The 22879-nt window shown below is 57.3% G+C and carries 21 protein-coding genes; 6 read left to right on the forward strand and 15 right to left on the reverse strand.

Annotation, left to right across the window (positions count from 1 at the left end; all coding sequences use genetic code 11):
• The first annotated feature begins 38 nt into the window (after positions 1-38).
• Genes surA through apaH form a run of 5 tightly spaced genes read left to right on the forward strand, consistent with a single transcriptional unit; the run spans position 39 to position 4362 of the window.
• A complete protein-coding gene (gene surA, locus BWI95_RS02025) occupies positions 39-1325 on the forward strand; it encodes a peptidylprolyl isomerase SurA (protein WP_076768909.1) in 1287 nt (428 codons plus the stop codon).
• Positions 1322-2311 carry a 4-hydroxythreonine-4-phosphate dehydrogenase PdxA gene (gene pdxA, locus BWI95_RS02030; protein WP_128483656.1) on the forward strand — a complete coding sequence of 330 codons (990 nt, stop codon included), beginning with the start codon at positions 1322-1324 and terminating at the stop codon, positions 2309-2311. The genes surA and pdxA overlap by 4 nt, the downstream gene beginning before the upstream one ends.
• A complete protein-coding gene (gene rsmA / locus BWI95_RS02035; protein ID WP_023480359.1) occupies positions 2308-3129 on the forward strand; it encodes a 16S rRNA (adenine(1518)-N(6)/adenine(1519)-N(6))-dimethyltransferase RsmA in 822 nt (273 codons plus the stop codon). The genes pdxA and rsmA overlap by 4 nt, the downstream gene beginning before the upstream one ends.
• A 3-nt stretch (positions 3130-3132) precedes the next feature.
• Positions 3133-3510, forward strand: a complete 378-nt coding sequence (gene apaG, locus BWI95_RS02040; protein WP_042715373.1) for a Co2+/Mg2+ efflux protein ApaG — start codon at positions 3133-3135, stop codon at positions 3508-3510.
• Between the two features lie 3 nt (positions 3511-3513).
• Positions 3514-4362 carry a bis(5'-nucleosyl)-tetraphosphatase (symmetrical) ApaH gene (apaH, locus tag BWI95_RS02045; RefSeq protein ID WP_054802792.1) on the forward strand — a complete coding sequence of 283 codons (849 nt, stop codon included), beginning with the start codon at positions 3514-3516 and terminating at the stop codon, positions 4360-4362.
• A gap of 34 nt (positions 4363-4396) precedes the next feature.
• Here apaH and folA read toward each other — a convergent pair whose 3' ends face one another.
• From folA to ribF, 14 genes are all read right to left on the reverse strand, one after another.
• Entirely contained in the window at positions 4397-4876 is a 480-nt protein-coding gene (gene folA / locus BWI95_RS02050) for a type 3 dihydrofolate reductase (protein ID WP_023480281.1), read from the reverse strand.
• Positions 4877-5070: 194 nt separating this feature from the next.
• Entirely contained in the window at positions 5071-6933 is a 1863-nt protein-coding gene (kefC, locus tag BWI95_RS02060; protein ID WP_076768911.1) for a glutathione-regulated potassium-efflux system protein KefC, read from the reverse strand.
• A complete protein-coding gene (gene kefF / locus BWI95_RS02065; protein ID WP_054802790.1) occupies positions 6926-7456 on the reverse strand; it encodes a glutathione-regulated potassium-efflux system oxidoreductase KefF in 531 nt (176 codons plus the stop codon). Before kefF ends, kefC begins: the two co-directional genes overlap by 8 nt.
• 132 nt (positions 7457-7588) lie before the next feature.
• Entirely contained in the window at positions 7589-7822 is a 234-nt protein-coding gene (locus BWI95_RS02070; RefSeq protein ID WP_023480333.1) for a YgdI/YgdR family lipoprotein, read from the reverse strand.
• A 225-nt stretch (positions 7823-8047) separates the two neighbouring features.
• A complete protein-coding gene (gene carB / locus BWI95_RS02075) occupies positions 8048-11272 on the reverse strand; it encodes a carbamoyl-phosphate synthase large subunit (protein WP_076768912.1) in 3225 nt (1074 codons plus the stop codon).
• A 17-nt stretch (positions 11273-11289) separates the two neighbouring features.
• Positions 11290-12438 (reverse strand): glutamine-hydrolyzing carbamoyl-phosphate synthase small subunit, encoded by a 1149-nt coding sequence (gene carA, locus BWI95_RS02080; protein ID WP_023480398.1) that lies wholly within the window; start codon positions 12436-12438, stop codon positions 11290-11292.
• Positions 12439-12892: 454 nt separating this feature from the next.
• Positions 12893-13714, reverse strand: a complete 822-nt coding sequence (dapB, locus tag BWI95_RS02085) for a 4-hydroxy-tetrahydrodipicolinate reductase (protein WP_076768914.1) — start codon at positions 13712-13714, stop codon at positions 12893-12895.
• Positions 13715-13862: 148 nt separating this feature from the next.
• On the reverse strand, positions 13863-14492 hold the full coding sequence (locus tag BWI95_RS02090) for an alanyl-tRNA editing protein (RefSeq protein WP_076768915.1): 630 nt from the start codon (positions 14490-14492) through the stop codon (positions 13863-13865).
• 36 nt (positions 14493-14528) lie between these two features.
• Positions 14529-15443 carry a ribonucleoside hydrolase RihC gene (gene rihC / locus BWI95_RS02095; RefSeq protein WP_054802789.1) on the reverse strand — a complete coding sequence of 305 codons (915 nt, stop codon included), beginning with the start codon at positions 15441-15443 and terminating at the stop codon, positions 14529-14531.
• Between the two features lie 75 nt (positions 15444-15518).
• Positions 15519-16469, reverse strand: a complete 951-nt coding sequence (ispH, locus tag BWI95_RS02100; protein WP_076768916.1) for a 4-hydroxy-3-methylbut-2-enyl diphosphate reductase — start codon at positions 16467-16469, stop codon at positions 15519-15521.
• Entirely contained in the window at positions 16450-16920 is a 471-nt protein-coding gene (gene fkpB / locus BWI95_RS02105) for an FKBP-type peptidyl-prolyl cis-trans isomerase (RefSeq protein ID WP_054802788.1), read from the reverse strand. The genes ispH and fkpB overlap by 20 nt, the downstream gene beginning before the upstream one ends.
• A gap of 105 nt (positions 16921-17025) precedes the next feature.
• A complete protein-coding gene (gene lspA / locus BWI95_RS02110) occupies positions 17026-17526 on the reverse strand; it encodes a signal peptidase II (protein WP_076768917.1) in 501 nt (166 codons plus the stop codon).
• Positions 17526-20342: an isoleucine--tRNA ligase gene (ileS, locus tag BWI95_RS02115; RefSeq protein WP_076768918.1), complete on the reverse strand. Its 2817-nt coding sequence runs from the start codon at positions 20340-20342 to the stop codon at positions 17526-17528. Before ileS ends, lspA begins: the two co-directional genes overlap by 1 nt.
• Positions 20343-20387: 45 nt before the next feature.
• A complete protein-coding gene (gene ribF, locus BWI95_RS02120; protein WP_076768919.1) occupies positions 20388-21329 on the reverse strand; it encodes a bifunctional riboflavin kinase/FAD synthetase in 942 nt (313 codons plus the stop codon).
• 326 nt (positions 21330-21655) lie between these two features.
• On the opposite strand from ribF, the gene rpsT reads away from it, so the two are divergent.
• Entirely contained in the window at positions 21656-21919 is a 264-nt protein-coding gene (gene rpsT / locus BWI95_RS02125) for a 30S ribosomal protein S20 (protein ID WP_023480327.1), read from the forward strand.
• Positions 21920-21967: 48 nt separating this feature from the next.
• Here rpsT and nhaR read toward each other — a convergent pair whose 3' ends face one another.
• The gene (gene nhaR, locus BWI95_RS02130) at positions 21968-22867 is read right to left on the reverse strand and encodes a transcriptional activator NhaR (protein WP_076768920.1); all 900 of its coding nucleotides are present in this window, start codon (positions 22865-22867) and stop codon (positions 21968-21970) included.
• Between the last annotated feature and the right edge of the window lie 12 nt (positions 22868-22879).

Below are 22879 nucleotides of genomic sequence, written 5' to 3' on the forward strand. Positions count from 1 at the left end.
ACGTAATCCGCACTGCGGTTAATTGAAATGGAAAAGGTATGAAGAACTGGAAAACGCTGCTTCTCGGTATCGCTATGGTTGCGAATACCAGTTTTGCCGCGCCTCAGGTTGTCGATAAAGTCGCCGCCGTGGTGAATAACGGCGTCGTGCTCGAAAGTGACGTTGATGGTTTGATGCAGTCCGTCAAAGCGAATGCTGGCCAGGCAGGTCAACAGTTGCCGGATGACAAAACCCTGCGCCATCAGATCCTGGAGCGTCTGATCATGGATCAGATCATTTTGCAGATGGGCACGAAGATGGGCGTCAAAGTGACTGACGAACAGCTCGATGCCGCTATCGCGGATATTGCGAAACAGAACAACATGACGATGGATCAGATGCGCAGCCGTCTGGCCTACGACGGGATGAATTTCAGCACCTATCGTAATCAGATCCGCAAAGAGATGATCATCTCCGAAGTGCGTAACAGCGAAGTGCGTCGCCGCGTGACCGTGCTGCCGCAGGAAGTGGAGTCGCTGGCACAGCAGGTTGGCAATCAGAACGATGCCAGCACCGAGCTGAACCTGAGCCACATCCTGATCCCGCTGTCAGAAAACCCGACCTCCGCACAGGTTAACGAAGCAGAAGCCCAGGCGCGCTCTATCATAGAGCAGGCGCGTAACGGCGCTGACTTTGGCAAGCTGGCAATCACCTACTCTGCCGACCAGCAGGCGCTGAAAGGCGGCCAGATGGGCTGGGGCCGTATTCAGGAGCTGCCGAGCGTCTTCGCTCAGGCGCTGAGCACGGCGAAAAAAGGCGACGTGCTGGGCCCAATTCGCTCCGGTGTCGGTTTCCACATTCTTAAAGTGAACGATCTGCGCGGTCAGTCGAAGAGCATCTCCGTGACCGAGGTGCATGCCCGTCACATCCTGCTGAAGCCGTCGCCGATCATGACTGATGACCAGGCGCGCACTAAGCTGGAAGAGATTGCTGCCGATATTAAGAGCGGTCGCACCACGTTTGCTAATGCGGCGAAAGAGTTCTCTCAGGATCCGGGTTCAGCCAACCAGGGCGGCGACCTCGGCTGGGCGGCAGCGGATATCTACGATCCCGCTTTCCGCGATGCGCTGATGAAGCTGAAACGCGGCCAGATGAGCGGCCCGGTGCACTCCTCCTTCGGCTGGCACCTGATCGAAATGCTCGATTCGCGCAACGTCGACAAAACCGATGCCGCGCAGAAAGATCGCGCCTACCGGATGTTGATGAACCGCAAGTTCTCTGAAGAGGCGGCAATCTGGATGCAGGAACAACGCGCCAGCGCTTACGTCAAAATTCTGAGCAACTGATGAACACGCAGCGCATCGTTATCACTCCCGGCGAACCCGCCGGGATTGGCCCGGATCTGGTGGTGCAGCTCGCCCAGCGCGACTGGCCGGTTGAACTGGTAATCTGTGGCGATGCGACGCTGTTAACCGACCGGGCAGCCCTGCTCGGTCTGCCGCTTACGCTTCGGGAGTACGCTCCCGGGCATGCAGCGGCGCCGCAACAGGCCGGAACCCTTACCCTGCTGCCCGTTGCGCTCAACGCGCCGGTTGTCGCTGGTCGTCTTAATCCGCAAAACGGTGCTTACGTCGTCTCTACCCTTGCCCGCGCCTGCGATGGTTGCCTGAACGGCGAATTCGCCGCGCTGGTCACCGGCCCGGTGCATAAAGGGGTGATCAACGATTCGGGTACGCCCTTTACCGGGCACACAGAGTTTTTCGAGCAGCGCGCTCACGCCGACAAAGTGGTGATGATGCTGGCAACGGAGACGCTGCGCGTGGCGCTAGCGACGACGCACCTGCCGCTCCGGGAGGTTGCAGATGCCATCACGCCCGATCTGCTGCGTGAAGTTATCACCATCCTGCACGGCGATTTACGGCAGAAGTTTGGTATTGCCTCTCCGCATATTCTGGTCTGCGGCCTCAACCCCCACGCGGGTGAAGGCGGCCATATGGGCACGGAAGAGATCGATACCATCATTCCGCTGCTGGAAGCGATGCGTCACGAAGGCATGAACTTGAGCGGTCCGCTCCCGGCAGACACGCTGTTTCAGCCGAAATACCTCGATAACGCCGACGCGGTGCTGGCGATGTACCACGATCAAGGCCTGCCCGTGCTAAAATACCAGGGCTTTGGCCGCGGGGTGAATATTACCCTCGGTTTACCTTTTATTCGCACCTCCGTCGACCACGGTACCGCCCTTGAACTGGCGGGAAAGGGAACCGCGGAGGTCGGCAGTTTTATTACGGCGCTTAATCTCGCCATCAAGATGATTGTTAATACTCAATGAATACTCGCGTCCATCAGGGCCACTTAGCCCGCAAGCGCTTCGGGCAAAACTTCCTCCACGACCAGTTCGTGATCGACAGCATCGTTTCCGCCATCAACCCGCAAAAGGGTCAGGCCATGGTCGAAATCGGCCCGGGTCTTGGCGCGCTGACCGAACCGGTCGGCGACCGTCTGGATAAAATGACGGTTATCGAGCTTGACCGCGATCTGGCGGCTCGTCTGCAAACGCATCCGTTCCTCGCACCAAAGCTGACGATTTATCAGCAGGATGCGATGACCATGAACTTCGGCGAGCTGTCGCAAACCCTCGGCCAGCCGCTGCGCGTTTTCGGCAATCTGCCCTACAACATCTCGACACCGTTGATGTTTCATCTGTTTAGCTATACTGATGCCATTGCCGACATGCACTTTATGTTGCAAAAAGAGGTGGTAAACCGCCTGGTTGCAGGGCCGAACAGTAAAGCGTATGGACGACTGAGCGTAATGGCGCAGTACTATTGCCAGGTGATCCCGGTGCTCGAAGTGCCGCCGACCGCCTTCGCACCGCCGCCAAAAGTCGATTCCGCCGTGGTGCGCCTGGTGCCGCATACCACTATGCCGCACCCGGTAAAAGAGGTTCGCACCCTGAGCCGCATTACTACCGAAGCGTTCAACCAGCGCCGTAAGACCATTCGTAACAGTCTCGGCAATGTGTTTACCGTCGACGTGCTTTCATCGTTGGGTATCGATCCGACGATGCGCGCAGAAAATATCTCTGTTGCGCAGTATTGTCAGTTAGCCAACTATCTGACGGATAATGCGCCGCCGAAGGAGAGTTAACCCATGATCAATTCGCCCCGCGTCTCTGTGCAGGTTCAAAGCCTCTATATCGAATCACAGTCGCAACCCGACCATGAACGCTATGTCTTTGCTTACACCGTCACCATCCGGAACCTGGGGCGAAGCGCCGTCCAGTTGCTAAGTCGCTACTGGTTGATCACCAATGGAAATGGCCGCGAAACGGAAGTGCAGGGTGAAGGTGTGGTCGGCGAGCAGCCCCATATCGAGCCAGGCGGCGAATTTCAGTACACCAGCGGCGCGGTGATCGAAACGCCGCTGGGCACCATGCAGGGCCATTACGATATGGTCGATGCGCAGGGTAACCCCTTCCGCGTCGCTATCCCGGTCTTCCGACTCGCCGTTCCAATAGTGATCCATTAATCAATGTCTACATACTTTATTGGCGACGTTCACGGTTGCTTTGATGAACTGATCGCGCTGTTAAACCAGGTGGAGTTTTCACCGGAAAAAGACACCGTATGGCTGACCGGCGACCTCGTGGCGCGCGGCCCTGGCTCGCTCGACGTGCTGCGCTACGTCAAATCTCTTGGCGACAGCGCGCGCATTGTGCTCGGCAATCACGATCTGCATCTGCTGGCGGTCTTTGCCGGCATCAGCCGCAATAAGCCAAAAGATCGGCTTAACCTGCTGCTGGAAGCGCCCGACGCCGACGAGCTGATTAACTGGCTGCGCCGCCAGCCGCTGCTGCAAGTCGACGAAGAGAAAAAGGTGGTGATGGCCCACGCCGGGATCACGCCACAGTGGGATCTCGACACGGCGAAAAGCTGCGCCCGCGATGTCGAAGCGGTGCTGGCGAGCGACTCCTATCCGCTGTTCCTCGATGCGATGTATGGCGATCTACCAAACCACTGGTCACCGGAGCTAAGCGGCCTTGCACGTTTACGCTTTATCACCAACGCGTTTACGCGCATGCGTTACTGCTTCCCGAACGGGCAGCTGGATATGTACTGCAAAGATACGCCGCAGAACGCGCCGGCACCGCTGAAACCCTGGTTCTCAATTCCGGGTCAGGTTGCGCAGGCGTACAGCATCGTCTTCGGTCACTGGGCATCGCTGGAAGGGGAAGGCACGCCGGAGGGGATTTACGGGCTGGATACGGGCTGCTGCTGGGGCGGGGATCTCACCTGCCTGCGCTGGGAGGATAAGCAGATCTTCACCCAGCCATCGAATCGCCAGATGGATCTGGGTGATGGGGAAGCCATCGCCTCCTGAAATGAAAATCCCCGGCATGCCGGGGATTTTGCTATTAGCGACGCTCGAGAATTTCGAAGCAGTAGCTGTGTGAATTCTGCGCGTCCGCGTCGTGGAATTCACTGAAGACCGAGTCCCACTCGTCCGGATCGTAATCCGGGAAATGGGTATCGCCCTCCACTTCCGCATCAATGTGCGTCAGGTAGAGGCGCTGTGCTTTCGGCAGGAACTGCTCGTAGACGCGTCCGCCACCGATCACCATGATCTCCTGCGCATCGCCGCACGCCGCCAGCGCATCTTCAACGGATTTCACCCACTCAACGCGATCGTCGGTGCCTGGCTGGCTGCTGATGACAATGTTTTTACGCCCCGGCAGCGGGCGACCGATGGATTCCCATGTCAGGCGGCCCATCACAACAGGTTTGTTTAAGGTGTTGCGCTTAAACCAGGCGAGATCGGCAGGGAGATCCCACGGCATGGCATTCTCCATACCGATGACGCGATCCACTGCTAACGCCGCAATCAGACTGATCATTCATTCATTTCCTGGATGCAAAAAATTGTCGCCACTATACGGAAAGCACAATCTTTCGTCGACGGTGCGCAAGGTAAAGAAGAAGAAAAATTTCTGTTCTGCTGGCGGTGACCCTGCACATCTTCGCACCGCCAGCTTTCCATGCCTGATCTATCAAGCCGTTAGCCGTCAAGCAGCCTTAACAGGCCACGCGATCAGGGCTGCGGTTTTACCGCGGGCCCATCTGCCGGATCGTCAGTATGTCTTCCCTCTTCCGTTCCCTGCCAGCCATGGCGCTGCGTGACGGAGAGATGCGCACGATCTTCGGCGATAATCTCCGTCAGCATGGCGCTGGTGCGTTTAAACACCGCAACGCGCCCCTGGCCGCCATCTTCCGCATTTGCCATCTCTTCAATCATGTCGTGATTAAAGCGGCGGAAGCGATCGGCGCGCTCACGCGCCTCATAGGCACCCAGCCCCAGCCCTTCAAGCGCCAGACGGCCGGTTTTCAGCGCCGCTTCGAAGGTCTCACGTTCAGGATCCTCAACGCCCATCTGACGCAGGCGAATGTAGTGATCGACATCGCGGGCGCGGGCAATAATGCGCAGGTGCGGGAAGTGCTCTTTCGCCAGCTCCGTTAAGTGCAGGCTGGCTTCGGGATCATCAATTGCGTTGATCAATACTTCCGCCCGCGCCGCGCCCGCAGACTCCAGCAGATCGACGCGGGTCGCGTCACCGTAGAAGACCTTCATGCCAAACTTACGCAGCGTCTCGATATGGTCGGGATCGTGATCGAGGATCACCATCTTCACGCCGCTGGAGAGCAACAAGCGCCCTGAGATCTGCCCGAAGCGGCCAAAGCCGGCGACAATCACCCGCGCCTCCTCTTCATCGATCGCATCGGCTTCCTGCTCACGATCGCCGCCGCCCGCCTCCAGACGCGCGAGCAGCACCAGCAGCAGCGGCGTTGCTGCCATCGACAGCGCCACAGTGAGGGTTAAGGCTTTTGCCCATTCGCTGTCCAGCACCTGCGCCGTCTGCGCCGCGCCAAATACCACGAAAGCGAACTCACTCCCCTGCCCCAGCAGCGCCGCAAACCACCAGCGCTGCTTACGCGGCACCGTTAAAGGACGCGCGATCAGCCACAGCACAGCGGTTTTAATCACCAGGAATCCGCCCAGCATCAGCAGAATGCGCAGCGGATGGCTCACCAGCGTGCCGAAATCGATCGACATGCCAACGCCGATAAAGAAGAGCCCGAGCAGCAGCCCTTTAAACGGCTCGATATCGCTCTCCAGCGCGTGGCGATACTCGGAGCTGGCCAGCAGCACCCCGGCGAGGAAGGCGCCCATCGCCATCGATAACCCGGCCTCTTCCAGCAGCAAACCGAAACCGAAGACCAGCAGCAGCGCCACGGCGCAGAAGACTTCGCGCAGTCCGGAGCGGGCAACAAAACGCAGCGCCGGGCGCGCGACATAACGCCCAATCAGCACCACCAGCGTTAGCGCCGCCACCACTTTCAACGCGGATAATAGAAAGGCGCTGAGAGTCATCGCTCCGCCACTGGCGGCCAGCAGCGGGATCATCGCCACCAGCGGAATGGCGGCGATATCCTGGAACAGCAACACTGAAAAGGCGCTGCGCCCCATCTGCGAGGCGGTCAGGTTCCGCTCATTCATCGCCTGCATGGCGATAGCGGTCGATGAGAGCCCCAGCGTCAGGCCAATCAGCAGCGCCACCGGCCACGGCAGGCCGAGCAGCAGACAGAAGCCCCCAAGCAACAGGCCACAGCTGCCCATCTGCAATGCGCCGCCGCCAAACACCGAGGCGCGTAATTTCCATAACCGCTGCGGATCAAGCTCCAGGCCGATGATAAACAGCATCAATACCACGCCAATTTCGGCGAAGTGCAGAATAGACTCCGCATCGGTGACCAGCCGTAACCCCCACGGGCCGATAATCCCGCCGGCAATCAGGTAACCAAGCACTGAACCGAGCCCGAGGCGCATGGCGATTGGCACCACCAGCGCCGCCGCGCCCAGGTAGATCAGCGCCTGAATCATTGAGTGACTATCCACGCTGCACCTCCAGCCATGTCTGCAAACGCTGTTTATATTGCCGTGCCTGCGCCTGCAGGGTTTCGTCATCGCAGACAAAAGTGCGGTGAATGGCAAAAGGCGGCAGCCAGGTTAGCCCGCAATAAAGCGCCGTGGCCTGCAAAGGCTGAGCCAGCACTTCAAAACCAGGGTGCTCACCCAGATCAAAATGGTGCTCGCCGCCGCCGGTGGTCACCGCCCACATAATGCTTTTGCCACGCAATGCGGTGCCGCCGTGACCATATGCCCAGCCGTGAGCCAGCACTTTATCGATCCAGAGTTTGAGTAACGGCGTGACGCTATACCACTGCATCGGGTGCTGCCAGATGATGAGATCGGCACGCGCCAACGCCTGCTGCTCGGCGGCAATGTCGATATTGAAATCGGGATAGAGGTCGTAAAGGGAGCGGATCTCCACCTCATCCATTGTCCCGACCTGCTCAAGCATCTGCTTATTAGCATGGGAGTGTTGCGGATAGGGGTGGGCGTAAATAATAAGGATCATCGATTACCTGTTTCACTGACAATTTTCAAAGAGTGTAGACAGTTAATCGATTGGCTAACAGTAGCAATCTGTAGGGGAATTCAGAGGGGGGTCGTGCGGCGGCGAAAGCCACCGCACGCTAAGCGTGGCGAATTAGTTATTCAGCTCGCTCATCCCTTTAACCTGGTCACGGTTGATCTGCTGCGTTTTGCCGGTTTCGGCATTTTTAATGGAGACCATGCCGGTATCTTTGTCTACCTGCGGCTTGCCGTCGGTAACGATAGTTTTGCCATCGGTCGTCTCTACAGCCTGGTTTGAAGAACAACCAGCAACGGTGAACAGCGCAGCGGCAGTCATTACGGATGTGAGCAGAAGTTTAGTTTTCATGGTTCTCTCCCTGTTTTGCAGTGAATTTTAGGCTTCTTGGGAGTAAGTGTAGGGTAACTCGCTGAGGTATGAGGAAAATACAGAACACTCTGAAGGTGGGGAATGCAGGAAGGTTAGCGTAGGCCTGATAAGCGAAGCGCCATCAGGCATTATTGCCGGATGGCGGCAACGCCTTATCCGGCCTACAAATACAAAAAATTCGGGCCGGTAAACCGGCCCGTTCTGTTACTTGCTGATCTGCGCGTGCATCTCCTGCACGGAGGTCACCTTCTCGGTGGCGTCGGCATTCAGCGCCATCGCGGTGGCGAAGCCGCCGTTCAGGGTGGTGTCGTAATGCACCTTGTACTGCAGCGCGCTGCGGCGAATCAGTTTTGAATCCTCAATCGCCTGGCGGCCTGCGGTGGTGTTGATGATGTAGGTATATTCGCCATTCTTAATACGGTCCTGAATGTGCGGACGCCCTTCATGCACCTTATTCACCAGACGCGGGTTGATGCCTGCTTCGCCGAGCACAATCGCTGTGCCGTGGGTGGCATCCAGCTCAAAGCCCTGCTTCAGCAGCTTGGCGGCAAGGTCAACAACGCGCTCTTTATCCCCTTCACGCACTGACAGCAGCGCACGGCCACGCTTCTGCATGGTGGAGTTGCTGCCGAGCTGCGCTTTGGCAAACGCTTCAGCAAAGGTGCGACCGACGCCCATCACTTCCCCGGTCGAGCGCATTTCCGGCCCTAACAGTGGGTCAACGCCCGGGAATTTGTTGAACGGCAGCACCACCTCTTTCACCGAGTAGTACGGCGGGATAATTTCGCTGGTGTGTCCCTGCGCAGCCAGGGTCTGGCCGGTCATCACGCGCGCCGCCACTTTCGCCAGCGGAACACCCGTCGCTTTTGAGACAAACGGTACGGTACGCGCCGCGCGCGGGTTCACTTCAATCAGGTAGACGTCGTTATCTTTTACTGCGAACTGCACGTTCATCAGACCGCGCACCTGCAATTCAAACGCCAGTTTCTGCACCTGCTGGCGCATCACATCCTGAATCTCCTGGCTGAGCGTATAGGCCGGCAGCGAACACGCGGAGTCACCGGAGTGCACCCCTGCCTGCTCGATATGCTCCATGATGCCGCCAATCAGCACGCTTTCGCCGTCGCAAATCGCGTCGACGTCCACTTCTACTGCGTCATCAAGGAATTTATCCAGCAGCACCGGCGCATCGTTCGAGACGCTGACTGCGGTCATAAAGTAGCGACGCAGGTCAACTTCGTCGTAGACAATCTCCATTGCGCGGCCGCCCAACACATAGGAGGGACGCACCACCAGCGGATAGGTGATCTCTTTGGCTTTCTCAACCGCCTGCTCCAGCGCCGTAACGGTGGCGTTAGCCGGTTGCAGCAGCTTCAGGCGCTCTACCGCCTGCTGGAAACGTTCGCGGTCTTCTGCGCGGTCAATCGCGTCCGGGCTGGTGCCGATAATCGGTACGCCCGCTGCTTCCAGTTCGCGCGCCAGTTTCAGCGGCGTCTGGCCACCGTACTGAACAATCACGCCCTTCGGCTTCTCGATGCGCACGATTTCCAACACATCTTCCAGCGTTACCGGCTCGAAGTAGAGGCGGTCAGAGGTGTCGTAATCGGTGGAGACGGTCTCCGGGTTACAGTTGACCATAATGGTCTCGTAACCATCTTCGCGCAGCGCCAGCGAGGCGTGGACGCAGCAGTAGTCAAACTCGATACCCTGGCCGATACGGTTTGGACCACCGCCGAGCACCATGATTTTTTCGCGATCCTGGTTCGGGTTCGCTTCGCACTCCTCTTCATAAGTGGAGTACATATACGCGGTATCGGTAGCGAATTCCGCGGCGCAGGTATCAACGCGTTTGTAGACCGGGTGCAGGTTGTACTGGTCACGCAGCTTGCGGATCTCCGCTTCGCGCACGCCAACCAGCGTCGCCAGACGCGCATCGGCGAAGCCTTTGCGTTTCAGCTGGCGCAGGAAATCGGCGTTCAGGCCGTTAATGCCCTGCGCGGCAACCTGCTCTTCCAGACGCACCAGCTCCTCAATCTGCACCAGGAACCAGCGGTCGATATTGGTCAGGTTGAAGACGCCATCGACGGAAAGACCAGCGCGGAAAGCGTCAGCGATGTACCAGATACGATCAGCGCCCGCATCTTTCAGCTCGCGGCGGATTTTGGTCAGCGCTTCCGGATCCTCAAGGCTTACTTTCGGGTCGAAGCCGGTGGCGCCCACTTCGAGGCCGCGCAGCGCTTTTTGCAGCGACTCCTGCTGGGTGCGGCCAATCGCCATCACTTCACCAACGGATTTCATCTGCGTGGTCAGGCGGTCATTAGCACCGACAAATTTTTCGAAGTTGAAGCGCGGGATTTTGGTGACGACATAGTCGATAGAGGGTTCGAACGACGCCGGGGTACGCCCGCCGGTGATATCGTTCATCAGCTCATCCAGCGTGTAACCTACCGCCAGTTTCGCCGCCACTTTGGCAATCGGGAAGCCGGTCGCTTTTGAGGCCAGCGCTGAAGAGCGTGACACGCGCGGGTTCATCTCGATAACAATCAGACGACCGTTTTTCGGGTTAACCGCGAACTGCACGTTGGAGCCGCCGGTCTCCACACCGATTTCACGCAGTACCGCCATCGAGGCGTTACGCATGATTTGGTACTCTTTGTCGGTCAGGGTCTGCGCCGGGGCCACCGTGATGGAGTCACCGGTATGAATGCCCATGGCGTCGAAGTTTTCAATCGAGCAGACGATGATGCAGTTTTCATTCTTATCGCGCACCACCTCCATCTCATACTCTTTCCAGCCAATCAGCGACTCATCAATCAGCAGCTCTTTGGTCGGAGAGAGGTCGAGGCCGCGGGCGCAAATCTCTTCAAACTCTTCGCGGTTATAGGCGATGCCGCCACCGGTACCACCCATGGTAAAGGAGGGGCGGATAATGCACGGGTAGCCGACGTCAGCCGCTACGGCCAGCGCTTCGTCCATGGTGTGCGCAATGCCGGAACGCGCGGTATCGAGGCCGATTTTCTTCATCGCGATATCGAAACGGCGGCGATCTTCCGCTTTATCAATCGCATCTGCGGTAGCACCAATCATCGTCACGCCGAACTCTTCCAGCACGCCCTGACGTTCAAGCTCCAGCGCGCAGTTGAGCGCGGTCTGGCCGCCCATCGTCGGCAGCACTGCGTCCGGGCGCTCTTTTTCGATGATCTTGCGCACCACTTCCCAGTGGATTGGCTCGATATAAGTGGCGTCCGCCATTTCCGGGTCGGTCATGATGGTTGCCGGGTTGGAGTTCACCAGGATTACGCGGTAACCCTCTTCGCGCAGCGCTTTACACGCCTGCGCGCCGGAGTAGTCGAATTCACACGCCTGGCCGATAACAATCGGGCCAGCGCCAAGGATCAGGATGCTTTTTAGGTCTGTACGTTTTGGCATGGCTCTTTTTCTCCTGATTATTTGGCGGTATGACGATACTGCTCAATCAATTCAATAAAGTGGTCAAACAGCGGCGCGGCGTCGTGCGGGCCAGGGCTGGCTTCCGGGTGACCCTGGAAGCTGAAGGCAGGCTTATCGGTGCGGTGAATGCCCTGCAGCGTGCCGTCGAACAGCGATTTGTGCGTGACGCGCAGGTTGGCAGGCATCGACGCCTCGTCAACGGCAAAACCGTGGTTCTGCGCGGTGATCATTACCGTATTGTTGTCGATATCTTTTACCGGGTGGTTGCCGCCGTGGTGACCAAACTTCATCTTCACGGTTTTTGCACCGCTCGCCAGCGCCAGCAGCTGGTGTCCGAGGCAGATGCCGAACACCGGGATGTCGGTTTCCAGGAAAGCTTTAATCGCGTCGATAGCGTAATCGCACGGTGCCGGGTCGCCGGGGCCGTTAGAGAGGAAGATACCGTCCGGATTCATTTTCAACACTTCTGCGGCCGGGGTTTGCGCCGGGACTACCGTCAGGCGGCAGCCGCGATCCACCAGCATGCGCAGAATGTTGCGTTTTGCGCCGTAATCGTAGGCCACAACGTGGTAAGGCAGTTCGCTCTCTTGTTTCGCTTCCGGCAACTCGTCCGCAAGCGTCCAGCTGCCCTGCGTCCAGCTATAGCTCTCCTGAGTCGTCACCTCTTTCGCCAGATCCATCCCGTTCAGCCCCGGGAAGGCTTTCGCTTTCTCCAGCGCCACGGTCTCGTCGAGGTTTTCGCCCGCGATAATGCAGCCGTTCTGTGCGCCTTTTTCGCGCAGCAGGCGGGTCAGCTTGCGGGTATCGATATCGGCAATCGCCACGATGTTATGGCGTTTCAGGTAGGAAGAGAGATCTTCAGTGCTGCGGTAGTTGCTGGCGATCAGCGGCAGGTCGCGAATTACCAGACCTTGCGCATGCACCTGAGAGGACTCTTCGTCAGCCGCGTTGGTGCCGACATTGCCAATATGAGGATAAGTAAGAGTGACGATTTGGCGGGAATAGGAAGGATCAGTGAGGATTTCTTGATAACCGGTCATTGAAGTATTGAAAACGACTTCCCCAACCGCCGTGCCTGTTGCCCCTATGGCCCGACCGTAAAACTGGGTTCCGTCTTCCAGAACCAATAGCGCTGACTTAATCAAAACACCCTCCAGAGAATATTCACTCACTTTATTTGCATATTAATTCATATCAGGATGATGAATCAATGCAAATTTGCTGGCCGTGGATTTTTGGCAAACGGCGGCATTCTGGAGAGATGCGGGATAAAAGTCAACTTATGAGGCCTATTTTTCTTTCTCTTTTACGCCACTGCCTGCTTTTACAAGGTTTAAGAGATAAAAAAAGAAGATAAACAGAGCGGGGAAAACGCTTGCGCGGGAAGAAAATTGTATCTGAGTCGTGGTCGGGAGGAAAAACCAGACCAAATGGTAAAAATTTACATTTTAGAAACAAAAAATGGCTTATAAAGCGTTTGATTTAGCGGCTTAAAGAGAAAAATAGCTTATAGAGGGCAAAATAAAAGGGCAATAAATTATTGCCCTTTGCAATCAATCCATTATGACTGCAACAACCACATCACGAAGGGTAAAATGCTTACAGATTGTTGAGATTGAGGACATCACGCATATCAAAAAGACCGTTTTCTTTATCTTTAAGCCATGAAGCGGAACGCACCGCGCCATTAGCGAAGGTCATGCGGCTTGACGCTTTATGCGTAATCTCGACACGTTCGCCAATATCGGCGAACATCGCCGTATGTTCGCCGACGATATCCCCGGCGCGAACCGTAGCAAAGCCAATGGTGCCGGGAACCCGCTCACCGGTATGGCCTTCACGCGAATAAACCGCGCACTCTTTTAACTCTTTATTCAGTGAGCTGGCGATCGCTTCACCCATCGCCAGCGCCGTGCCTGACGGGGCATCCACTTTATGACGGTGGTGGGCTTCGATAATTTCAATGTCGGTGTAGTCGCCCATCACCTTCGCCGCCTTCTCCAGCAGCTTCAGCATGACGTTTACGCCAACGCTAAAGTTGGCGGCAAAGACGATGGCAATCTCCTGCGCCGCGTCGCTGATGGCCTGCTTGCCCGCGTCATCAAAACCGGTAGTCCCGATCACCATGGCTTTATGGTGCTGACGGCAAAAGGCGAGATGGTACAGCGTCCCTTCCGGGCGGGTGAAATCGATAAAGACATCGAAATCATCTTTCACTGCCTCAAGGCTGCTCTGCACCGTGACGCCGCTTTTACCCGCGCCTGCGAGTTCGCCCGCATCGCTTCCCAGCAGAGATGAACCTTCCCGCTCCAGCGCTGCACCAAGGGCCACGCCCTCCATAGCCAGCGCCGCCTGAATCAGCTGTCGGCCCATACGACCGCCAGCGCCCGCGATGGCTACGCGGATTGCTGCATCATGCATAGTTGTGCTCTTTTGTTAATTAAATGCGTAAAAATCGTTTCCAGATTAACCAGCCCATCGCTGAGCCACCAGCCGAAAACGTCGATAATTAGAAATTAATGATATACACCGGCAAATATCAGTAAAAGGCATGAGGACAGGAGAGGCGCTACGCCACCGTATAGTTAACAATCAGCTGCCCTTTTTTCACTTTGACGTTGCTGATCACCACCAGGCCGAGTTCCGCCAGTGAGCGCACATGCGTTCCTCCGCAGCCGTACGCCGGGAGATCGCCAAAACTGACCCGTCTGCGCCCCGCTTCAAAGGCGATGCTCCGCGCCAGCGACGCGGATTGCCACCGCGTAATGGCGTCCGTAAAGGTCGCGGCCTCAGGCTCTGCGGCCTCCTCTCCCGGTGCGAAGGTGATGCGCCCTTCCCCCGGCCAGTGGTGCGCTTTGACCGGCCGCCAGCCAGCGGCTTCACCCGCATAACCAATCAGATGCCCGGCGGAGTGCAGCTGGCTGTGCAGTGCGCGGGTCTCAGCATCAATTTTCACTTCCACCTCGCCCACTGGCAGCGGCTGCGCCAGCAGATGGATCACCTCATCCTCTTGCTGCGCCACGCTTTCGACCGTCACGCCGTTGATCCAGCCTTTATCGGCCGGCTGACCGCCGCCCTGCGGATGGAACAGCGTGCGATCGAGCACGATCCCATAGCGGCCATCAGCCTGTTCCGTGCAGCGCAGTACGCGCGCGTGGCCTTCCAGTGCATCGCTGGTGTAATAGAGTCGTTCAGTCATCGCGTCTTCTCTCGTTTGTCATCGCGTTAATGGGTTTTAAGGTGCCAGCGCCAGCACCCCGGCGAACCATGTACGAAAGCCTTCAACATCCATATCCAGCGCTACCTGCGCATTGGCGGGTAGCCCCAGCTTGCTGTCGATATCCACCACCGTCGCACCCGTGGTGAACTGCCCCTGCGTCTCAACCGCCACAAAGCAGGGTTTGAGGGTAAAGAGATCCGGGCGGACCAGGTAAGCGATAGCGCAGAGATCGTGCATGCGCTGACCGGTCGCCATGCTGCCGCTGCGGTAGTGGCTGAAAAGCGCATGCAACATTTTGCCGGTGCGGTTCAGGGTGGGAAGCGTTGCCAGAAAGGCGGGCGCAAGGGTCGCGTGGTTGGTGACATCCAGGCCGCACATGACGATATCCAGCCCGCTGGCAAAAACGCGCGCCGCGGCGTCGGGATCGACGGCGATATTAAATTCGGCGCTCGGCGTAAAGTTACCGCGCCCGGCGGAGCCGCCCATCATCACCAGCCGACGGATGTTGAACTGGCACTCCGGGTAGTGGGTAAACAGCAGCGCGATATTGGTCAGCGGGCCGATGGTCACAAGTGTAATGGGTTCAGGCGAGGCCAGCAGCATGTCGCGGATCGCCTGAAAGGCCGGGATCGCCATCGGCTGACGTGCGTGTTCGATAAAGTCGTAGCCATCCAGCCCCGATTCGCCATGCACATCTGCCGCGTTATAAAGCGGGCGCAGCAAAGGCGTGGCGGCTCCCTGCGCCAGCGGGACATCCGCGTTCCAGAAGTGAAGCAGTTGCAGCGCGTTGCGGGTGGTTTTCTCCAGCGAAACATTACCGGCAACGGTGGTGATCAGTTTCAGATCGCACTCGGGTGCGAACAGCGCGGCGGCAATCGCCACGGCGTCGTCAATACCGGGATCGGTGTCGAGAATGATTGGCAGACCCATAGCCCCTCCACGAAAAATGGTCAAAAAAAATGCCAGACTCAGTCTGGCATCTTCGCATAACCCTCGGGAAAAAGGTTACTCGACTTCGCGAACCTCGACCCGCAGCTCTTTTGGCACTTCGAAGACGATATTCTCTTCGCGTCCTTCAAGCGGGATGGCTTCGCCGCCGCCCAGCTCCTGCAGGCGGGTAATCACGTTCTGCACCAGAATATCCGGCGCGGACGCGCCAGCGGTAACGCCGACACAGGCAATACCCTGAACCCAGCGCTCCTGGATATCAGAGGCATCATCAATCAGATAGGCCGCTTTGCCCATCCGCTGCGCCAGCTCGGCGAGCCGGTTGGAGTTGGAGGAGTTTTTCGACCCGACTACCAGCACCACTTCCGCCTGTTCAGCCAGTGCGCGCACCGCTTCCTGACGGTTGGTGGTGGCGTAGCAGATATCATCTTTACGCGGCCCGACGATCTGCGGGAAACGCACGCGCAGGGCGTCAATAACGTCAGAGGTATCGTCGACGGAGAGCGTGGTCTGGGTCATGAAGGAGAGTTTGCCCGGATCTTTGATCTCAAGCGTCGCCACATCGTCCGGCGACTCAACCAGGTACATGCCCCCTTTCGGGTTGCTGTACTGACCCATGGTGCCTTCCACTTCCGGGTGACCGGCGTGTCCAATCAGAATCGCCTCTTCGCCACGACGGCTGGCGCGTGCCACTTCCATATGCACTTTCGTGACCAGCGGACAGGTGGCGTCGAAGACCGTTAAATCACGGCTTTTCGCTTCGTTGCGCACCGCTTGTGAAACGCCGTGCGCCGAGAAGATCAGGATCGCGCCGTCCGGCACTTCGCTTATCTGCTCAATAAAGATGGCACCGCGCTCGCGCAGGCTGTCGACCACGTAGCGGTTGTGCACCACTTCGTGACGCACATAAATCGGCGCGCCGTAGATGGCCAGCGCGTTTTCAACAATGCTGATAGCGCGGTCAACGCCAGCGCAAAAACCGCGCGGGTTAGCCAACAGGATCTGCATCTGTCTCCTCCAGTGCCGGATCGACTTCCAGCACATCGATATCAAAGTGGACGGTTCTGCCCGCCAGCGGATGGTTAAAATCGACGGTAATCGAGTCGCCGTTGATTTCACGGATCACGCCCGGCATTTCGCTGCCATCCATTGCGGTAAAGAGCATAATCGCGCCGATTTCAGGCTCGCCGGCGTCCATAAATTCACGGCGCGAGAAGTACTGGATCAGATCCGGGCTCGGCGTGCCGAAGGCGGCATCTGGCTCAAGGGAAAAGACCTTTTTCTCCCCGGCCTTCAGGCCAAGCAGATGTTGCTCCAGCCCTTCGGAAAGGGAACCGTCGCCAAGGCGAAACAGCGCCGGCTTACCGTTGTTGCGAGTGGATTCGGCAAGTGAACCATCTTCGAGCTTGAGCGTGAAGTGCACCAGCACTGCGCTGTCGCTCTGTACGGATTTAGACATGCAGGTTGCTCTTATGTGATAGCGAATGTAGGACCCGGGTATATTGCATGCCGGATGGCGCTACGCTTATCCGGCTTAATAACCGGGCCTACAACGCTTTATGGCTTACGCCTGTTTTTTCACTGCGGCGGAGGGTAAAAACCCTTCCAGCACGATCAGCGCCGCGCCGATACAGATTGCGGTATCGGCAAGGTTAAAGGTAGCAAAATGCCAGTCGCCCACATAAAAATCGATCATATCGACGACAAAGCCATGCCACAGACGGTCGAACAAGTTACCGAGCGCACCGCCAATAATCAGCGCATAGGCGATGTTATTCAGCTTTTGCGACGCTTTAGCGCGGTACATCAGCACCGTCAGCACCACGCAGATACCGATAGCGATACCCGCGAAGAACCAGCGTTGCCAGCCGCCACTGTCGGCGAGGAAGCTGAATGCCGCCCCATAGTTACGCGCATAGTGCAGGTTTAGCGACGGGAACAGAGAGACCGTTTCCCCCAGAGCGAAGTTCTGGAGGATCAGGTGTTTACTGCCCAGATCGATAATCAGCACCGCCACGACCAGCCATAGCCAGCGCAGCCCTGTTGAAAAGATCGGTTTACTCATCAGGCAAACTTACGTTTTTCGCCGTCACCGGCGACGTTGCTAACACAGCGTCCGCAAATTTCTGCGTGTTCCGCCACCTGACCGACATCATGGGTGTAATGCCAGCAACGCGGGCACTTCTCACCATCGGCTTTACTCAGCGCTACTTTCAGCCCTTTGAGCAGTTCGCTCTGCTGTACATCCGCAGACGCGCTGGCATAATCCGCAACCTGCGCGCCTGAGGTCAACAGGACAAATCGTAATTCATCGCCCAGCGCCGTCAGTTTCGCCGCCAGCTCCGGCTGTGCGAACAGCGTCACCGTCGCTTCAAGGGAGCCGCCCACTTTCTTATCGGCACGCGCCTGCTCGATCACCTTGTTGACTTCGCCACGCACTTTCAGCAGCTCGGCCCAGTAGGCGTCGTTCATCGCTTCATCGTCCGCCAGGCCAAACAGGCCTTCGTACCACTCGCCGGTGAAGACATACTTCTCGCGATCGCCTGGCAGATAGCCCCAGATCTCATCCGCAGTGAAGGACATGATCGGAGCCATCCAGCGCACCAGCGCTTCACAGATGTGGTAGAGCGCGGTCTGACAGCTGCGACGTGCACGGCTGTCCGCTTTCGCGGTGTACTGACGGTCTTTGATGATGTCGAGGTAGAACGAGCCCATCTCCACGGAGCAGAAGCGCATCAGGCGCTGCACCACTTCATGGAAGTCGTAGGATTCGTAGGCTTTCAGGATATCTTCCTGCGCCGCTTTCGCGCAGCCAACGGCCCAACGATCCAGCACCACCATCTCTTCCGGTTCCACCATATCTTTCGCCGGATCGAAACCGTTAAGGTTCGCCAGCAGGAAGCGCGCGGTGTTACGGATACGACGATAGCTATCAGCGGCACGCTTCAGGATCTCGTCGGAAACGGCCATTTCACCGGTGTAATCGGTTGATGCCACCCACAAACGCAGGATATCCGCGCCGAGTTTGTTCATCACATCCTGCGGCGAAACGGTGTTGCCGATCGATTTCGACATCTTGCGGCCCTGACCGTCAACGGTGAAGCCGTGGGTCAGCACCTGACGATAAGGTGCTTTACCCTTCATCGCCGTGGAGATCATCAGAGATGACATAAACCAGCCGCGATGCTGATCCGAGCCTTCCAGATACATGTCTGCCGCGTGGCCCGCGAACTCCGGGCGAACGTCGACGACGGAGGCGTGGGTTGAACCGGAGTCAAACCATACATCCAGCGTATCCGGCACTTTGACATAGCTGTCAGCGTCATCGCCGAGGATGTCGCGCGGATCGAGATCCCACCAGGCCTGAATGCCGTCAACTTCAACGCGTTTTGCTACCTCTTCCATCAGCTCCAGCGTACGCGGGTGCAGCTCTTCGCTATCTTTATGAACGAACAGCGACATCGGCACGCCCCAGGTGCGCTGACGGGAGATACACCAGTCAGGACGGTTAGCGACCATCGATTCGATACGCGCCTGGCCCCAGTCCGGGATCCACTGCACGCCTTTGATCTCTTGCAGCGACTGCGTGCGCAGCCCTTTTTGATCCATGCTGACGAACCACTGCGGCGTGGCGCGGAAGATAATCGGCGACTTGTGACGCCAGCAGCACGGATAGCTGTGCTGCATCTTTTCGACGTGCAGCAGTGCGCCTTTTTCGGTCAGCAGCGCCACGATGATGTCGTTCGCTTTGAAGACGTTGATGCCATCAAGCGTCGGGTAGGTGCCCGGCAGATAGCGACCGTCCGGGCCAACCGGGTTGGCAATTTCCAGACCGTACTTCTGGCTGATGGTGTAGTCGTCCGGACCGTGACCACCGGCGGTATGCACCGCGCCGGTACCCGCTTCCAGCGTAACGTGATCGCCAAGGATCGCCGGCACGTCGAAATCGAGGAACGGGTGTTTGAAGCGCATCAGTTCAAGCTCAGCGCCGTTGACCGTAGCCAGCACGCGATAATCGCTGATGCCGGTGCGTTTCATCACGCTCTCAACCAGATCTTTTGCCAGGATCAGCGCCTGACCGTCAACCTGTACCAGCGCGTACTCAAACTCCGGAGAGAGGGAGATAGCGCGGTTAGCAGGGAGGGTCCACGGCGTGGTGGTCCAGATAACCAGCGAAACCGGGCCGTTAACAGAATCAACGCCGAATTTCGCTTTCACCGCCTGCTGATCGACGGCCTGGAAGGCGACATCGATAGACGGTGAGGTTTTGTCGTAATACTCAACTTCCGCTTCCGCCAGCGCGGAACGGCAGTCGACGCACCAGTGCACCGGTTTTGCCCCTTTCAGCAGGTGGCCGTTACCGATGATTTTGCCCAGCGCGCGGATGATATTGGCTTCGGTTTTGAAGTCCATGGTCAGGTAAGGATGCGACCAGTCACCGAGCACGCCCAGACGGATAAAGTCTTTGCGCTGCCCGTCCACCTGCGTGGCGGCATATTCACGGCACTTGGCGCGGAACTCGGCGGCGGTAAACTTCTCGCCCGGTTTGCCGTACTCCTGCTCGACTTTCAGTTCGATCGGCAGACCGTGGCAATCCCAACCCGGAACGTAAGGCGAGTCATAACCTGCGAGCCCTTTGGACTTCACAATAATGTCTTTCAGAATCTTGTTAACCGAGTGACCAATATGAATGCTGCCATTCGCATATGGAGGGCCATCATGCAGAATGAAGGTTTTTTTGCCTTTTTTCGCCGCACGGATGATGCCGTAGAGGTCATCATCAGTCCAACGCGCCAGCATTCCCGGTTCGCGTTTGGCGAGATCGCCACGCATTGGGAACCCTGTTTCCGGCAAATTCAGGGTAGATTTATAGTCACTCATTAGATTCTCGGTTCCGTATTTCGGTTTGATTAATACCACCAGGCCTTAAGAAGCCGGTTTAGATAGCCCAAAAAACTCACGGGCCGCTACCTCATCTCGGGCGATTTGCGCCTTCAGTTCATCGAGGTAAGCAAAGCGCTGTTCGTTACGTATTTTTTTACGCAGTACTACGTCTATATGGCGACCATAAAGGTCCATTGCAACATCCAGCAGGTGCACTTCCAGCTGTTGGCGAATACCTGCCACCGTCGGACGGGTACCAATATTGGCCACGCCCGGCAGCAGCGTATCGCCGAGCCCCGCCACTTCAACCGCGTAGACCCCTTTTACCGGGGAGACCTGGCGGCGCAGCGGCACATTCGCCGTCGGAAAACCGATGGTGCGCCCCAGCGCATCGCCGTGGACAACGCGCCCGGAGATGCTGAACGGGCGGCCAAGTAGATTCTCGGCCAGCGCCAGGTCGTCGTTCGCCAGCGCCTGGCGAATCGCGGTGCTGCTCACCCGCACGCCGCCTTCGCAGAAGGTTTGCGTACTGGTGACGTCAAAGCCATATTTCTCGCCGGCCTTCTGTAATAACAAGAAATCCCCCTGGCGACCAGCGCCAAAACGGAAATCGTCACCGACTGCGAGAAATTTCACACCGAGGCGGTCGACCAGCAGGTCGCTGACAAAGGTTTGTGCGGTTAGCGCCGCAAAACGCCTGTCGAAGCGCAGGCAGAGAACATACTCCACGCCACACTCGGCCAGCCAGCGAAGCTTCTCGCGCAGACGCGTTAGCCGCGCGGGGGATTTTTCCCCGGCGAACAGCTCCAGCGGCTGCGGTTCAAAAATCATCACCACCACCGGCAGGCCACGCGCGCGCCCTTCTGCGCCCAGCCCCTGTAGCAACGCCTGATGACCGCGATGTACGCCGTCGAAATTACCAATAGTCAGCACACACCCGTGCGGTGCATGACTGAGGTTATGTATGCCGCGTATCAGCTTCATGTCTGGCTCAAAACAGTGAAAATCGTCGGATTATACCTTGTACAGCGGGCAACGTTAACCGGCGATTGCCTTATCGCGCCAGAAAGGAGAGGCTTTTCATCAGGCTGCCGCTGGCTGTGGTGAGAATCTGCCGTTATGCACGATTTTTCTGGTGGAAAAGCTGTATTCGCGACACGCAAGCTGTTAGAATCCTGCGCCATCACTACGTAACGAGCGTCGTTGCTTAACGGCGCTTATTTGCACAAATCCATTGACAAAAGAAGGCTAAAAGGGCATATTCCCCGGCCTTTGAATTGTCCATAAAGATCATATTTGGGAGTTGGACCTTGGCTAATATCAAATCAGCTAAGAAGCGCGCCGTTCAGTCTGAAAAGGCTCGCAAGCACAACGCTAGCCGTCGCTCAATGATGCGTACTTTCGTTAAGAAAGTATACGCAGCTATTGAAGCTGGCGACAAAGCCGCTGCGCAGAATGCATTTAACGAAATGCAACCGATCGTGGATCGTCAGGCCGCTAAAGGTCTGATCCACAAAAACAAAGCAGCGCGTCATAAGGCTAACCTGACCGCGCGTATCAACAGCCTGGCTTAATCGCTTCGCTGTTCGCTTTGTAAAAAAAACCCGCTTCGGCGGGTTTTTTCATTTCTGGCGGAGCGCGAAAAGCGCTGAATAATCGCGATTGCAGATGCGCTGCACCGCCGGATGCTGGATCATCCGTTCAGCAAAAATCGCGTGATACTCCTCCTGCACATTGTCGAGCCGACCGATCTCCACCATTCGCGCATCGGCATAGAAGTCGTCTCCATAGGAGGTCGGCGCAACAAATATGGCGTCATGTTTCGCGCCAAAGGCCTTCATCAGCGCAGCATCATCAAACTCGCCGAGGATCTCCACCTGCAGATTCTGCACATGAAACCAGTTCATTAACTTGCGGCCGAGCATTGAGCGGCGACCGGGAATTAATAACCGACGCGTTTCAAGGCTGGCGGGAAACGGCAGATCGGGCACCGGGCCGCTGCTCCAGAAGCTGACGCTGCATTCGCCAATCTTCACCGAAAAGAGCCCCTCCTGCTGGGCAGAGTCGATGGGGCAGTCAGAGATAATCATATCGAGCTTATGCTGGCTTAACTGCTCCAGCAGCAACTCGTGCGTCGACTCAAAGCAGCGCAGGTGAATCGGCTCGCCTTCCTGTACGACGGCATCAAGAATGCCGCTCACCAGCCGCTTTGAGAGCGCATCCGCCACGCCGACATCAAACAGCAGGTTCGCCTCTTTGCGGTAGTTGATGATATCGAGCATCTCCTGGCTTAACGCGAACATCTTATCCGCATAGCGAAACACCAGTTGACCCAGTTCGGTAGCTTCCAGCCCCCGCCCTTTACGTTTAAAGAGCTTGCCCTGCAGCCGCTCCTCCAGCGCTTTGATCTGCCCGGTGATCGTCTGCGGCGTTAAGTAAAGCGCCTCCGCCGCGCCAACGACGGAGCCTTCCCGGTAGACATGCCAGAAGTAGTACAGATGGTTGTAATTGATATATGACATGGCGCTTTACCT

The organism is Kosakonia cowanii JCM 10956 = DSM 18146 (assembly GCF_001975225.1).
GTDB classification, from domain to species: domain Bacteria; phylum Pseudomonadota; class Gammaproteobacteria; order Enterobacterales; family Enterobacteriaceae; genus Kosakonia; species Kosakonia cowanii.